This window comes from Citrobacter sp. C1 (genome assembly GCF_014596895.2).
In the GTDB taxonomy this organism is placed as follows: domain Bacteria; phylum Pseudomonadota; class Gammaproteobacteria; order Enterobacterales; family Enterobacteriaceae; genus Citrobacter; species Citrobacter gillenii.
Window position 1 is genome coordinate 4,352,633 of record NZ_CP115035.1, and the last position, 15,289, is coordinate 4,367,921.

The 15,289-nt window shown below is 53.8% G+C and carries 13 protein-coding genes; 7 read left to right on the forward strand and 6 right to left on the reverse strand.

All coding sequences use genetic code 11. The features are described from left to right. Positions 1-82: 82 nt before the first annotated feature. Positions 83-2,374, forward strand: coding sequence for a phosphatidylglycerol--membrane-oligosaccharide glycerophosphotransferase (gene opgB / locus IB214_RS20895; protein WP_117342365.1), 2,292 nt, complete (start codon positions 83-85; stop codon positions 2,372-2,374). A 46-nt stretch (positions 2,375-2,420) separates the two neighbouring features. Here the strand turns inward: opgB and IB214_RS20900 are convergent, their stop codons facing one another. After that, positions 2,421-3,443, reverse strand: a complete 1,023-nt coding sequence (locus IB214_RS20900; protein ID WP_115259540.1) for a zinc-binding alcohol dehydrogenase family protein — start codon at positions 3,441-3,443, stop codon at positions 2,421-2,423. A gap of 137 nt (positions 3,444-3,580) precedes the next feature. Between IB214_RS20900 and IB214_RS20905 the strand changes: the two genes are divergently transcribed. Continuing rightward, positions 3,581-4,495: a GntR family transcriptional regulator gene (locus IB214_RS20905; protein WP_096758427.1), complete on the forward strand. Its 915-nt coding sequence runs from the start codon at positions 3,581-3,583 to the stop codon at positions 4,493-4,495. Positions 4,496-4,708: 213 nt separating this feature from the next. Further along, positions 4,709-6,070: an MFS transporter gene (locus IB214_RS20910; RefSeq protein ID WP_096758428.1), complete on the forward strand. Its 1,362-nt coding sequence runs from the start codon at positions 4,709-4,711 to the stop codon at positions 6,068-6,070. An 82-nt stretch (positions 6,071-6,152) separates the two neighbouring features. On the opposite strand, the gene tsr is transcribed toward IB214_RS20910, so the two are convergent. Further along, entirely contained in the window at positions 6,153-7,817 is a 1,665-nt protein-coding gene (tsr, locus tag IB214_RS20915; protein ID WP_117342366.1) for a methyl-accepting chemotaxis protein, read from the reverse strand. A gap of 364 nt (positions 7,818-8,181) precedes the next feature. Here tsr and btsT point away from each other — a divergent pair, with 364 nt between their 5' ends. The 3 genes from btsT (at position 8,182) to yjiA (ending at position 11,603) form a co-directional block, all read left to right on the forward strand. Continuing rightward, positions 8,182-10,332: a pyruvate/proton symporter BtsT gene (btsT, locus tag IB214_RS20920; RefSeq protein WP_117342367.1), complete on the forward strand. Its 2,151-nt coding sequence runs from the start codon at positions 8,182-8,184 to the stop codon at positions 10,330-10,332. Between the two features lie 107 nt (positions 10,333-10,439). Beyond that, entirely contained in the window at positions 10,440-10,634 is a 195-nt protein-coding gene (locus IB214_RS20925) for a YbdD/YjiX family protein (protein ID WP_003830038.1), read from the forward strand. Between the two features lie 12 nt (positions 10,635-10,646). Continuing rightward, the gene (yjiA, locus tag IB214_RS20930) at positions 10,647-11,603 is read left to right on the forward strand and encodes a GTPase (protein ID WP_096758431.1); all 957 of its coding nucleotides are present in this window, start codon (positions 10,647-10,649) and stop codon (positions 11,601-11,603) included. A 110-nt stretch (positions 11,604-11,713) separates the two neighbouring features. On the opposite strand, the gene IB214_RS20935 is transcribed toward yjiA, so the two are convergent. The 3 genes from IB214_RS20935 to IB214_RS20945 all read right to left on the reverse strand — a co-directional run bounded on the left by IB214_RS20935 (position 11,714) and on the right by IB214_RS20945 (position 12,627). After that, positions 11,714-12,016 carry a BrnA antitoxin family protein gene (locus tag IB214_RS20935; RefSeq protein WP_117342368.1) on the reverse strand — a complete coding sequence of 101 codons (303 nt, stop codon included), beginning with the start codon at positions 12,014-12,016 and terminating at the stop codon, positions 11,714-11,716. Then, positions 12,003-12,290: a BrnT family toxin gene (locus IB214_RS20940; protein ID WP_117342369.1), complete on the reverse strand. Its 288-nt coding sequence runs from the start codon at positions 12,288-12,290 to the stop codon at positions 12,003-12,005. The genes IB214_RS20935 and IB214_RS20940 overlap by 14 nt, the downstream gene beginning before the upstream one ends. A gap of 172 nt (positions 12,291-12,462) precedes the next feature. Then, complete coding sequence (locus tag IB214_RS20945; protein WP_117342370.1) at positions 12,463-12,627, reverse strand: DUF1127 domain-containing protein; 165 nt, start codon at positions 12,625-12,627, stop codon at positions 12,463-12,465. Between the two features lie 176 nt (positions 12,628-12,803). Here IB214_RS20945 and IB214_RS20950 point away from each other — a divergent pair, with 176 nt between their 5' ends. Next, positions 12,804-14,216 carry a PLP-dependent aminotransferase family protein gene (locus IB214_RS20950; protein ID WP_117342371.1) on the forward strand — a complete coding sequence of 471 codons (1,413 nt, stop codon included), beginning with the start codon at positions 12,804-12,806 and terminating at the stop codon, positions 14,214-14,216. A gap of 26 nt (positions 14,217-14,242) precedes the next feature. Here IB214_RS20950 and IB214_RS20955 read toward each other — a convergent pair whose 3' ends face one another. Then, a complete protein-coding gene (locus IB214_RS20955) occupies positions 14,243-15,193 on the reverse strand; it encodes an Rpn family recombination-promoting nuclease/putative transposase (RefSeq protein WP_117342372.1) in 951 nt (316 codons plus the stop codon). Between the last annotated feature and the right edge of the window lie 96 nt (positions 15,194-15,289).

The window sequence follows — 15,289 nt, forward strand, 5'->3', positions numbered from 1 at the left end:
CAATGTAACAACGCTATTACATTGTACTTTCCAGAAATGATTAGCCTGCCAGGTATTTACCCGGCTTACTGAGGATCGTCCGTTGTCTGAATTATTCTCCATCACTCTGTTTCTCGCGTCGGTGTTGATTTACGCCTGGAAAGCGGGTCGCAACACCTGGTGGTTTGCCGCCACGTTAACGGTGCTGGGGATTTTTATTGTCCTGAATATCACGCTGTATGCCAGCGACTATTTCACCGGCGACGGCATCAACGATGCAGTTCTGTACACGTTGACCAACAGTCTGACCGGCGCGGGCATTGGCAAATATGTTCTGCCCGGCATTGGGATTGCACTGGCGCTGGCCACCGTGTTTGGCGCGCTGGGTTGGGTGCTTCGCCGTCGTCGCCACCATCCTCATCACGTGGGTTACAGCCTGCTGGCTCTGCTGCTGGCGCTGGCGTCTGTGGATGCCAGCCCGGCGTTTCATCAGATAACCGAACTGGTGAAATCCCAGTCGCGCGATGGCGACCCGGATTTTGCGGCGTATTACAAAGAGCCGTCAAAAACCATTCCCAACCCGAAGCTGAACCTGGTATATATCTACGGAGAAAGCCTGGAGCGCACCTATTTTAACAATGATGCATTCCCGGATCTGACCCCGGAGCTCGGGGCATTAAAAAACGAAGGGATGGATTTCAGCAATACTATGCAGCTGCCGGGAACGGATTACACCATCGCCGGCATGGTCGCTTCACAGTGCGGCATTCCGCTGTTTGCCCCATTTGAAGGTAACGCCTCGGCATCAGTTTCCAGCTTCTTCCCAAACAATATTTGCCTGGGCGACATCCTGAAGAACTCCGGCTATCAAAACGTCTTTGTACAGGGCGCAAATCTGCGCTTTGCCGGGAAAGACGTGTTCCTGAAATCCCATGGTTTTGATCATCTGTACGGCGCTGAAGAGTTAAAAGGCGTAGTCGCGGACCCGGCCTATCGTAATGACTGGGGCTTTTACGACGATACCGTCCTTGATGAAGCGTGGAAAAAATTCGAAGAGCTTTCACAGTCTGGTCAACGTTTTTCACTGTTTACCCTGACGGTCGATACTCATCACCCGGATGGATTTATTTCGCGCACCTGCAACCGCAAACGCTATGACATCGATGGCAAAGCCAATCAGTCATTTAGCGCAGTCAGCTGTAGTCAGGAAAACATTGCCGCGTTTATTAAGAAGATCAAAGCGTCACCGTGGTTTAAAGATACCGTTATTGTAGTGTCCTCCGATCATCTGGCGATGAACAACACCGCCTGGAAATACCTGAACAAGCAGGATCGCAACAACCTGTTCTTCGTGCTACGCGGCGACAAGCCGCAGCAGGATACGCTGGCGGTGAAACGCAACACGATGGATAACGGCGCGACCGTCCTGGATATTCTCGGCGGCGATAACTTTATCGGTCTAGGACGCAGTAGCTTGTCGAGCGAGTCCGTGTCAGAAGTATTCCTGAACATCAAAGAGAAAATGCTGGCCTGGAAGCCCGATATTATTCGCCTGTGGAATTTCCCCAAAGAGATGAAAGCATTCACCGTCGACACGGACAAAAGCATGATCGCGTTCTCCGGCAGTCACTTCCGCCTGCCGCTGCTGCTGCGCGTGTCGGAGCAACGCGTTGAGCCACTGCCGGAAAGTGAATACTCTGCCCCGCTGCGCTTCCAGCTGGCGGATTTCGCCCCGCGCGATAATTTTGTCTGGATAGACCGCTGCTACAAAATGGCCCAGCTGTGGGCACCGGAACTGGCGCTTTCCTCCGACTGGTGTGTATCACAAGGGCAACTGGGCGGGCAGCAAATTGTACAACACGTCGATAAAGCCAAATGGCAAGGTAAAACCGCGTTTAAAGACACGGTGATCGACATGGAGCACTACAAAGGTAACGTCGATACGCTGAAAATTGTTGATAACGATATTCGCTACAAGGCCGACAGCTTCGTCTTTAACGTGGCCGGCGCGCCAGAAGAGGTGAAACAATTTAGCGGGATTTCGCGCCCCGAATCCTGGGGGCGCTGGTCCAACGCGCAGCTGAGTGACGAGGTAAAGATCGAATACAACGCCCCGTTACCGAAGAAATTCGATCTGGTGATCACTGCCAAAGCGTTCGGTGACAACGCCAATCGTCCCATCCCGGTACGCATCGGCAACGAGGAACAAACGCTGGTGTTAAGCCATGACGTCAGCACCACCACGCTGCATTTTGATAACCCAGCAGACGCCGACACGCTGGTCATTATCCCACCCGATCCCGTCGCTACCAACGAGGGCAACATTCTGGGCCACTCTCCGCGTAAGCTGGGGATCGGAATGGTTGAAATCAAAATCGTGGACCTGCAAGGATAAAAAAAACAGCGCCCAACACACCTCCGGGCGCTGCATGGCAACCTTATCAGAAGGTGATCACGCCCTTAATCAGTTCACGGTTGTTGATCACATCCCGCTCGTAGATCTCTGCAAGCGTGGCAAACGCGTAACGGTGAGTCAGCATCATGTCCGCCGTCAGCTTACCTTCCGACATCAGGCGACCGACTTTGGCAAAGTCTTCCGGCGTGGCGTTGCGACTGCCCATCATGGTGGTTTCTTTCTTGTGGAATTCTGGGTCAGAAAACTGCAAATCACCTTTGAACAGCCCAACAAACACAATGCTGCCGCCGTGACGAATCAAATTCACCGTGTTGTTCATTGCATGCTGATTCCCCGTCGCATCAATCACTTTTTGCGCCAGAGAACCGTCAAACTGCGCGCGTAGCTGCGCGTCAAAATCCTCAGCAGAGGGATCGATAACCGGTAATCCTAAGCGGGAGACTACATGCTCCCGCCTGGCAGGGCTGGTATCCGCCACCACCACCTGCGCACCATCGGCTTTGGCAATCGCCGCTGCGCCAAGACCAATCGGCCCCGCCCCCACCACCAGCACCTGCTCGCCAGGCACCACGGCAGCCCGACGCACAGCATGCGCACTGATGGCATACGGTTCGATCAGCGCCGCCGCCTGCGGATCAATGCCCTGCGCATCCAGCAAGTTGGTCTCCAGCACGGACAGGTATTCGCTGAAGCCCCCATCCTGGTGCACGCCAATCACCGAAATCTTCTCGCAGCAGTTAGTGCGCCCGCTCTGGCACGCCGGGCACTGTTGGCACGCAACGTAAGGAATAACCGCAACCTGCTGGCCTATTTCCAGATTTTGTATATTCCGCCCCAGACTGACAACTTCCCCACATATTTCATGGCCTAATACGCGTGGATAGCTGAAAAAAGGTTGATTGCCACCCCAGGCATGAATATCGGTCCCACAAATTCCGACAGACTTTATTTTTATTAATGCTTCGCCATTACCCGGAATAGGTATATCACGTTCTTTCCAGACTAATTTTTTGGGTTCCTGGCAAATCAGTGTATTCATCGTAGACATGATTCTGCTCTCCTGTTTTTTTGTTGCCTCAGATATCGATGAAAATAAAAATGCTGGCGCAAGCAGAAACATAATCTGTGAAACCCAACGCATAAAAATGTTTTAAATCGGGTTTTAATAGGTAAAAAGGAGACGCCATGAGCCGTTCACAGAATCTACGCCACAATGTGATTAACCAGATAATTGATGATATGGCGCGGGGTCATATTCCTTCCCCACTTCCTTCGCAAAGCGCGCTGGCAGAGATGTACAACATCAGCCGCACCACCGTGCGCCATATGCTGGGCCATTTAGCTGAATGCGGTGTGCTGACGCAGGTGGGTAGCCACTACGTAATCGTACGCAAACCGGATCATGACGACGGTTTTGATTGCACTACGGCCTCCATGGCTGAGCAAAATCGTATTTTTGAACAGGCCTTTTTCACTATGATTAACCAGCGCCAGTTGCGCGCAGGCGAAACGTTCTCCGAGCTGCAGCTTGCCAGAGCAGCGGGTGTCAGCCCGGTCGTTGTGCGGGAATACCTTTTAAAATTCGAACGTTACAACCTGATTAAAAACGAAAAACGCGGTCAGTGGAGCATGAAGCAGTTCGACCAGGCCTATGCCGAACAACTGTTCGAACTGCGCGAAATGCTGGAAACGCATTCTTTGCAACATTTCCTGAATCTGCCCGACAACGACCCGCGCTGGCTACAGGCCAAAACGCTGCTTGAGCGCCACCGGATGCTACGCGACAGCATTGGCAGTAGCTTTCGTATGTTCTCGCAGTTAGACCGCGAGTTCCACGCCCTGCTGCTTTCCGCTGCTGATAATATCTTTTTCAATCAGTCACTTGAGATAATCTCTGTGATTTTCCACTTCCACTATCAGTGGGACGAAAGCGACCTCAAGCAGCGCAACATCATTGCCATCGATGAGCATATGACCATTCTCAGCGCGCTGATCTGCCGCAGCGACCTGGATGCCACCCTGGCACTCTGTAACCATTTGAATTCAGCCAAACAATCGATGATTCGCTCTATCAATCAAACCAGTGACAGCACCCATTAAGAACGGATAAAAAACAGCAAACCACTACCGGGAGCACGATTTTATAAAAATAAAAACGCCAGAAAAAACCTCTTGCCTATGCTCACGCTAAGTCGACTGCATTAAAAAAATTTCGTGAGCGGTGATGAATAACGTGATTTATCACTGGTATTTTTCAATACAGCACGGTCTGGCACCGTGTAAAAATAAATTATTGAGGTTCAGGAGTCCGGCGTGGAAAAAAATAATATTACCCTCGACCCGAGTTCTTCGTTTGGCACCTCGTCATCTGCGGATATTAATGTCCCGCCAGACGGCATGGTGCAACGCAGCAGTCGAATAAAACGTATTCAGACCACAGCAATGATTTTATTATTTTTTGCGGCGGTCATTAATTATCTCGACCGCAGTTCACTGTCAGTAGCTAACCTGACAATTCGTGAAGAACTGGGACTCAGCGCAACTGAAATCGGCATCCTGCTGTCCGTGTTCTCTCTCGCTTACGGTATTGCGCAACTGCCCTGCGGTCCGCTGCTGGATCGCAAAGGCCCGCGCATTATGCTGGGGCTAGGCATGTTCTTCTGGTCGCTGTTTCAGGCGATGTCCGGCATGGTACATACCTTCACTCAGTTTGTGCTGGTACGTATCGGGATGGGGATTGGTGAAGCGCCAATGAACCCGTGCGGCGTGAAGGTGATCAACGACTGGTTTAACATTAAAGAGCGCGGCCGCCCAATGGGATTATTCAACGCTGCCTCAACGATTGGTGTCGCCATTAGCCCACCGATTCTGGCCGCGATGATGCTGGTGATGGGCTGGCGCTGGATGTTTATCACTATCGGCGTACTGGGTATTTTCCTCGCCATCGGCTGGTACATGCTGTATCGCAACCGCGAGCAGATTGAACTGAGCGCCACCGAACAAGCGTACCTGAACGCCGGTAGCGTCAATGCCCGCCGCGATCCGCTGAGCTTTGCCGAATGGCGCAGCCTGTTCCGTAACCGTACCATGTGGGGCATGATGCTGGGCTTTAGCGGCATCAACTACACGGCATGGTTGTATCTGGCCTGGCTGCCGGGTTACCTGCAAACGTCCTATAACCTGGATTTAAAAAGTACCGGGCTCATGGCCGCGATCCCGTTCCTGTTTGGCGCAGCTGGCATGCTGATTAACGGTTTTGTCACCGACTGGCTGGTGAAAGGCGGCATGGCGCCGATTAAGAGTCGTAAGATTTGTATCATTGCCGGGATGTTCTGCTCTGCTGCATTCACCTTCGTGGTACCGCAGGCGACAACCTCAATGGCCGCAGTGTTACTGATTGGGATGGCGCTGTTCTGCATCCACTTCGCCGGCACGTCCTGCTGGGGTTTGATCCACGTCGCAGTGGCTTCCCGTATGACCGCATCCGTGGGCAGTATTCAGAACTTTGCCAGCTTTATCTGTGCGTCGTTCGCACCGATTGTCACCGGATTTATCGTGGATACCACCAATTCTTTCCGTCTGGCGCTGATTATCTGCGGTTGCGTGACGATGGTAGGGGCGTTCGCTTATATCTTCCTGGTTCGCCAGCCGATTAGCGACCCGCGTCAGGAGTAATGACGTGTAGCCCGATAGAATCGGGCTACACATACCTTCCCGGTAAGCCGGATGAGCAATAGCGCCATCCGGCATCACAGGCTTAGAACGTTTCCCAGTTCTCACCCGCATCCTTCGCCACGGCTTTACGCGGCTGGGTGGTTGTCGATGCCGGTTTTACGGCAGCAACATCACGCGGACGCTTTTGATCGTGCTGAATACGGAACACGGCAACGGCCTGGGTCAAACGGCTGGCTTGTTCTTCCAGCGCCGCGGCGGCAGCAGCGGACTCTTCCACCAGCGAGGCGTTCTGTTGGGTTACACGATCCATCTCGGCAACGGCCAGACCGACCTGATCGATACCGCGGCTCTGCTCGTCAGATGCTGAGGCGATTTCCCCCATGATATCGGTCACGCGGGTCACCGCATTGACGATCTCATCCATGGTTTCACCGGCGCTTTCAACCAACGTTGAACCGACATCCACGCGGCTGACCGAGTCTTCAATCAGGCTCTTGATCTCGCGCGCGGCCTGCGCACTGCGCTGGGCCAGGTTACGGACTTCACCGGCGACCACCGCAAATCCACGGCCCTGCTCACCTGCGCGTGCCGCTTCTACTGCGGCGTTCAACGCCAAAATGTTAGTCTGGAAGGCAATGCCGTCGATCACGCTAATAATGTCGGCAATTTTCTGCGAACTGGAGGCGATGTCACGCATAGTCTGCACCACGTTATCCACCACCTTGCCACCTTTCTGCGCCGTTTCAGAGGCACTCAGCGCCAGATGGCTGGCCTGACGGGCGTTTTCGGCGTTCTGCTTCACGGTTGCCGTCAACTCTTCCATGCTGGCCGCGGTTTCTTCCAGCGAAGCCGCCTGCTGCTCAGTACGTGACGAGAGATCATTATTGCCCATCGCAATCTCGCTGGCACCGCTGTAAATGGCGTTAGCACCGTTACGCACATCACCCACGGTGCTCATCAACTCACTCTGCATGTGGCGCAGGCTCTCGGCCAGTTGCCCAATCTCGTTGGAGCCTTCCACGTCGATGCGCTTCACCAGGTCACCGCTGGCAATATGACGAATGCTGTCAATCAGGCGGTTCATCGGGGCGATCAGCGAGAACTTAATGCCAAACCAGACGGCGATAATGGCCGCCAGCACGGTAATCAGCACGCAAGCCAGCACCCACATCGCCTGGCTGTAAGAGCTGTTGTTATCTTCAACCGCAATGTCATACAGACGATCGTTCTGCTGCATGTAGTTCATATACTGCTTCTCAAAGCCATCCTGATAGCTTTGTGTCGGCTGATCAAAGAACGCATTGATCTTGCCGTCGCCCAGCAACTGGATCAGCTCTGCCAGCGCACCGTGGTAGATGTCATAGGTACGATTGATCTCCTGGAACGCGGCTTCGCTTTGACGCGGATCGCGCGGCAGCGATTCATAGGTTGCCCAGTTTTTCTCAGTCATTTTCAGCGCAGTGCTCGCCACCTGCATCAGCTCCGCCACGGTGGCGCCGCTGCCGATATTGCTCTGATCCATCATGTAGCGGATCCCTGCCCTGTTCAGGGTATTTCGTGTTTGCAGCAGTTCAACCCAGGTCGCATTCAGCGCAGACTGCTGCTGGCGAATGGTTTGCAGAACGGTAAAGTTCTCCTTGTCATTCTTCAGTGAATTAAAGAACAACCCGCCCGAGGCCAGTTGTAAAAGGCCAAACAGCGCCAATACCAGCAGTAAGCTGGTAACAATCTTCATTCGTTTTAACATGTTTTCTCTTTCCGCTAGACAGATGTCAGAATTTTCGGCCTGAAAAGAGAAAACTTTACGGAATTCGTGCTTCCTGAATCGATCGCAGCATCGACGAATCGTCGATACCGCCTTCCGTAAGGGCTCTAAAGGAGTTTTTTAGTGATCTCAATCACATAATCATCCCCGTTTACCGCTCCCCGGAACCGCTCGCTGACACTTGGGACCGCTTAAGCTGACATATAACCACTCACATATTTACCTTACTTTACGCGCGTAATTCTCTGGCAAGATCCTCCCAACATAGCAGTCAACTTATCTCCTCAAACACACACTCAAACCCACGCGGCTTCGGCCAATTATTAATTAGATACCAGGTTTTACTATGGATACGAAAAAGATATTCAAGCACATACCCTGGGTGATTCTCGGAATCATCGGTGCATTTTGCCTCTCGGTAGTGGCATTACGTCGGGGTGAACACATCAGCGCCCTGTGGATCGTGGTCGCCTCTGTCTCTGTTTATCTGGTGGCCTATCGTTACTACAGTCTGTACATCGCCCAGAAAGTGATGAAACTTGACCCCACGCGTGCCACGCCGGCGGTCATCAACAACGACGGTCTGAACTACGTCCCAACCAACCGTAACGTCCTGTTCGGTCACCACTTTGCTGCTATCGCCGGGGCAGGTCCGCTGGTTGGACCGGTACTGGCCGCACAAATGGGCTACCTGCCTGGTACGCTGTGGCTGCTGGCGGGCGTAGTGCTGGCCGGTGCAGTGCAGGACTTCATGGTGCTGTTTATCTCTTCTCGTCGTAACGGCGCGTCTCTCGGTGAGATGATCAAAGAAGAGATGGGCCCGGTACCGGGAACCATCGCGCTGTTCGGCTGCTTCTTAATCATGATCATCATCCTGGCGGTGCTGGCGCTGATCGTGGTGAAAGCGCTGGCGGAAAGCCCGTGGGGTGTGTTCACCGTCTGCTCAACCGTACCGATCGCGCTGTTCATGGGGATCTACATGCGCTTCCTGCGCCCGGGACGTGTGGGCGAAGTGTCGGTGATTGGTATTGTTCTATTGGTTGCCTCCATTTACTTCGGCGGCGTGATTGCCCACGACCCGTACTGGGGCCCGGCACTGACCTTTAAAGACACCACCATTACCTTTACGCTTATCGGCTACGCGTTTATCTCTGCGCTGCTGCCGGTATGGCTGATCCTCGCCCCGCGCGACTATCTGGCCACCTTCCTGAAAATCGGCGTTATCGTTGGTCTGGCTGTCGGTATCGTTATCCTTAACCCAGAGCTGAAAATGCCGGCGATGACCCAGTACGTTGACGGTACCGGTCCGCTGTGGAAAGGTGCGCTGTTCCCGTTCCTGTTCATCACCATCGCCTGTGGTGCGGTATCTGGCTTCCACGCGCTGATCGCCTCCGGTACCACACCGAAGCTGCTGGCCTGTGAAACCGACGCGCGTTTCATTGGTTATGGCGCGATGCTGATGGAATCCTTCGTCGCAATTATGGCGCTGGTTGCTGCTTCCATCATCGAACCAGGTCTGTACTTCGCGATGAACACCCCGCCTGCGGGCCTTGGCATCACCATGCCAAACCTGCATGAAATGGGTGGCGAGAACGCGCCGCTGATTATGGCGCAGCTGAAAGACGTGACCGCACACGCCGCGGCAACAGTCAGTTCCTGGGGCTTCGTGATTTCGCCTGAGCAGATCCTGCAAACCGCGAAAGACATTGGTGAACCGTCCGTTCTGAACCGCGCCGGTGGCGCACCGACGCTGGCTGTCGGTATCGCGCACGTGTTCCACAAAGTGCTGCCGATGGCTGACATGGGCTTCTGGTACCACTTCGGTATTCTGTTTGAAGCGCTGTTCATCCTGACTGCACTGGATGCCGGTACCCGTTCTGGCCGCTTTATGCTGCAAGATTTGCTGGGTAACTTCGTCCCGTTCCTGAAGAAAACCGACTCCCTGGTTGCCGGTGTTGTGGGTACTGCGGGCTGTGTAGGCCTGTGGGGCTACCTGCTGTATCAAGGCGTGGTTGACCCGCTGGGCGGCGTGAAGAGCCTGTGGCCGCTGTTCGGTATCTCTAACCAGATGCTGGCCGCCGTGGCGCTGGTTCTCGGCACCGTGGTACTGGTTAAAATGCAGCGCACCAAATACATCTGGGTCACCGTGGTTCCGGCCGTATGGCTGCTGATCTGCACCACCTGGGCGCTGGGTCTGAAACTGTTCAGCACCAACCCGCAGATGGAAGGCTTCTTCTTCATGGCAAGTCAGTACAAAGAGAAGATTGCTAACGGCGGTGAACTGACCGCACAGCAGATTGCCAACATGAACCATATCGTCATCAACAACTACACCAACGCAGGCCTGAGTATTCTGTTCCTGGTGGTGGTGTACAGCATCATTTTCTACGGGTTCCGTACCTGGCAGAAAGCCCGCGCCATCAACGGCCGCTCTGATAAAGAGACGCCGTATGTACCGGTGCCGGAAGGCGGCGTGAAGACCTCTTCACACCACTAACCTGATGCCGGGAGGCGCGCAGCGATCCCGGCCTACAGAATGCAGTTAACGTAGGCCGGATAAGGCGCAAGCCGCCATCCGGCTTTATTCATTAACAGGACGGCAGAATGTTTGGTACTTTAGGTCAGGCAAAAAAGTATCTCGGTCAGGCGGCAAAAATGCTGATTGGTATTCCGGACTACGACAACTACGTCGAGCATATGAAGACCAACCATCCCGATAAGCCGTACATGACCTACGAAGAATTCTTCCGCGAGCGCCAGGAAGCCCGCTACGGTAGCGGCGGAAGCAGTTGCTGTTAGAAGGAGAAATGAATGACCCCGATTGCAGTCACCCTACTCACCGGTTTTCTCGGCGCGGGTAAAACCACCCTGCTGCGCCATATTCTCAACGAGCAGCACGGTTACAAAATTGCCGTTATCGAAAACGAATTCGGCGAAGTCTCGGTGGACGATCAGCTGATTGGCGACCGCGCCACGCAGATCAAAACCCTGACTAACGGCTGCATCTGCTGCACCCGTTCCAGTGAACTGGAAGACGCCTTGTTAGACCTGCTCGACAACCTTGATAAGGGGGCGATCGATTTTGACCGTCTGGTGATTGAGTGCACCGGCATGGCCGATCCCGGCCCGATTATTCAGACCTTTTTCTCCCATGAAGTGATTTGCGAACGCTACCTGCTGGACGGCGTGATCGCGCTGGTTGACGCAGTGCACGCCGACGAACAGATGAACCAGTTCACCATCGCCCAGTCGCAGGTTGGCTACGCCGACCGCATCCTGCTGACCAAAACCGACGTAGCAGGTGAAAGCGAGAAACTGCGTGAGCGCCTGGCACGCATCAACGCCCGCGCGCCGGTGTATACCGTCACTCATGGCGACATCGACCTCGCGCAGCTGTTCGACACCAACGGTTTTATGCTGGAAGAGAACGTGGTCAGCGCCAAACCGCGTTTCCACTTTATCGCCGACAAACAAAACGATATCTCCTCGATCGTCGTCGAACTGGATTACCCGGTGAATATCAGCGACGTGTCCAGGGTGATGGAAAACCTGCTGCTGGAATCTGCCGAGAAACTATTGCGTTACAAAGGCATGTTGTGGATCGAAGGCGAACCCAACCGCCTGCTGTTCCAGGGCGTCCAGCGCCTGTACAGCGCCGACTGGGACCGCCCGTGGGGCGACGAACAGCCGCACAGCCAGCTGGTGTTTATCGGTATTAACCTGCCGGAAGACGAAATTCGGGCGGCATTTGCGGGCTTGAAGAAGTAATCCCCTGCTGAATTGCCCGGTGGCGCTACGCTTACCGGGCCTACAAAGCCTTCTCCCGTAGACCGAATAAGGCGCAGCCGCCATCCGGCACTCACAACCTCGGTATAGGGCTATTTCTTGTTTTGCTCTCTCAGCATAGCCTCGCGCAAAATAGCATTTAGCCGCGTCTGGTAACCCTTCCCGGGGCGCTTTAACCACTCCATCACATCGGCATCAATGCGCACCGATGCCTGAGTTTTCAACGGACGGAAAAACGTACCGCGATTAGCCTCTGACCACTGCTCATCTTCAGTCACCGGAATGTCGCTATAATCAATATCATCATCCGGTTTATTCGCCAGCGCCTTCAGTTCCGCCTCATGCTGAGCACTCAGCGCGGATGCGCTGCCACGTTTATGTTTAATCATGCTCATAACGATTCCTCTCTTTACGATCTGCCTTTCTGGCACTGATGATACGAATGACTTCAAAGCCACTTTCAAACCTAACGCTATGGGCAACCAGAATAACCACAATGCCATGAACAAGACCGATGGTCTGCCACCGGTACTCACCGTTCTCATAACGATCCTGTCTGGACAAATGCCGGGGGTCGTCGAAAACGAGTACCGCGTCCTCAAAGCGAACACCATGTTTACGGTGGTTACTTTGTGCCTTGTTTGCATCCCACTCAAACTCCATTGGCATGTATTTTATCCCTAATTGTATATACAAAAATGTATCTACAATTATCTTACGATTATACCTGGATTGTTGGAAATAGCTTCACAACTTGACGATCAGGGATTAAATTTTGTAGGCCGGATAAGGCGGTTACGCCGCCATCCGGCACTGACAGCCTCTGTCGATGAAAGAACAATTACTCCACCTGATCGCGTCGCAGCCCGACATCCTTTAGCCGCTCATCGCTCATCTGTTGCAATACGCGCCGCGTTTGCGCCCGCAGATGCCAGCGTTTAATCGCCCTCCAGACCTGCACCAAACCAATAAATGGCTGCTTTGCTCTGTTCTCATGAAATTCCATACCCGCCTCCCCGTCTTATCTGAGACGTTATCTTCGCGGATCCAGGGGGATACAATACAGATTCACAAAGTACTTTTATTTAACATACAGATTGGTTAAAAAGGATCCTGAATCACCTTTTTCACGCCAGTCTGTACGGGTTTTTTGATCTGTATGGTACCCATGAGGGATACAGCATGACGCGTTACCAATATCTGGCCAGTCTGCTGGCCGAACGCATTGAGCAGGGGTTGTATCGCCATGGCGAAAAGCTGCCGTCGGTGCGCAGCCTGAGTCAGGAACATGGGGTCAGCATCAGCACCGTACAGCAGGCATATCAGATGCTGGAACAGCGACAGCTGATCACCCCGCAGCCGCGCTCCGGCTATTTTGTCGCCCCGCGTAAAGCACAGCCGCCGGTGCCGCCAATGTCGCGTCCGGTACAGCGTCCGGTGAAGATAACCCAGTGGGATCAGGTGCTGGACATGCTGGCAGGTCACGCAGACACATCAATCGTCCCTTTCAGCAGCGGCGTTCCCGATATTAATCAACCCAGCCTGAAACCGCTGTGGCGCGAGTTAAGCCGCGTGGCGCAGCATAATCTGCGCGCGGTGCTGGGTTACGACGAGCTGCCCGGCTGTCGGGAACTGCGCCAACAGATAGCCCGGCTGATGCTGGACGGCGGTTCGGTGGTCAGTGCGGACGATATCGTAGTCACCAGCGGCAGCCAGAGTGGAATGTCACTGGCGCTGCTGACGGTCTGCCAGCGCGGCGATATCGTCGCCGTGGAATCCCCCGCCTATTACGGCACCATGCAGCTGCTACGCGGTCTTGGCATCAAAGTGATTGAGATCCCGACCGATCCGGATACCGGGATCAGTATTGAAGCCCTGGAGCTGGCGCTGGATCAGTGGCCGATTAAAGGGGTGCTGCTGGTCCCCAACTGCAATAATCCCCTCGGATTTATTATGCCGGATGCGCGCAAGCGGGCGGTACTCACCCTCGCCCAGCGTCACGACATTGTGATTTTTGAAGATGATGTGTATGGCGAGCTGGCGACGGAGTATCCGCGTCCACGCACAATTCATTCCTGGGATAGCGACGGTCGGGTGCTACTGTGCAGCTCATTTACCAAATCTGTGGCACCGGGTCTGCGCGTGGGTTGGGTGGTTCCGGGTCGCTATCATGACAAACTGCTGCACATGAAATACGCCGTCATCGGCACCAGCGTTCCCGCCACGCAGCTGGCGGCGGCAACCTTTGTGCGCGAGGGTCATTATCATCGCCATGTCCGGCGCATGCGCCAGATCTACCAGCGCAATATGGAAATCTACACCTGCTGGGTACGGGAATACTTCCCCTGTGGGATCTGCGTCACCCGACCAAAAGGCGGCTTTATGCTGTGGGTCGAATTGCCACCACTGGTCGACATGGTCTGCGTCGCCAAACAGCTCTGCCGCCTGAAAATCCAGGTCGCGCCAGGTTCGCTGTTCTCGGCGTCAGGAAAGTATCGCAACTGCGTACGCATCAACTGCGCACTGCCACCAGACGAAAAGCACCGGGAAGTGATGCAGAAACTCGGAGAGGCGGTGATGGTGGCGATAGAGTAAATCGGCACACCCGGCTTCGCCTCTATCTAATGGCTTAAACCCTGGATATCCTCAGCGGACAGTCGGGTAATTTTTTGTATCGTGTTGATATCGATACCGTCGGTCAACATGGTGCGGGCAATACGCAATGCTTCATCACGCCGCCCCTCCATCAGCCCTTCCTGTTTACCTTCCTGTTTGCCTTCCTGTTTGCCTTCCTGCCATCCTTTTTTAAATCCCGCCTCATGCAATCTGTCCGCGATCGTCATCAAATGCTCCTTATGCTGCGGTGAACGTTCGGCAATCGCACTGATAAACGTATTGAAGCGAGGTGCATCACCGGTTCGCAAAATATAATTAAACAGCGTCTTGAGCTGGCTGTCATTAGTGGACCCGGTAACTAACAGAGAAACAATGTTCTCGACCAATCCCATAAGATCGCGCTGACGGATATGTTTTTGTATTAATTCCAGCAGCGCCATACGGCGATGCTGCACAATCTCATCGTCCGGAATAACTGTAATATCGACCAGCGGAAACGCTGCGGCATAAAGCCGACGAGCCAATGTTGGATTGGCAAATTCATCCAGCCAGCACAGTGACCAGGGATACGGACTTTTAGCGCCGTGATAAAACAGCATCGGCACCACCAGCGGTAATTGCGGGTGTCCGGCATCTAAATGTTTTTGCATGGCCGCTATCGCATAGCGCATCAACCTGAACGCCATATGCGCATCCGGTGTACTCTGATGTTCAATCACTACGTAAATATATCCATCCCCTTCCGTCGTTTTCAGCGACCACAGCACATCGGAGTAATACGCGCGTAAATCCCCCTCAATAAAACTGTCAGACTCGAGCTTTAGTGTCTGCAGGTCACATATTTCGCGTAACGCATCAGGGAGATGAATCTGTAGAAAATCCCGGGCAGTCTCCGGATGACGTAAAAATGTTTTAAAGACCGCATCATGCGGGGTTGAGGTCGGTGTTTTTTTCATGGAGATCCATCGTCCGAGGAAAAAGATGGCGCGACTATAACGGCTAAATTTATGACTCTCATTCAACACGTTTTATGTCTGCGAGGCACTATCCAC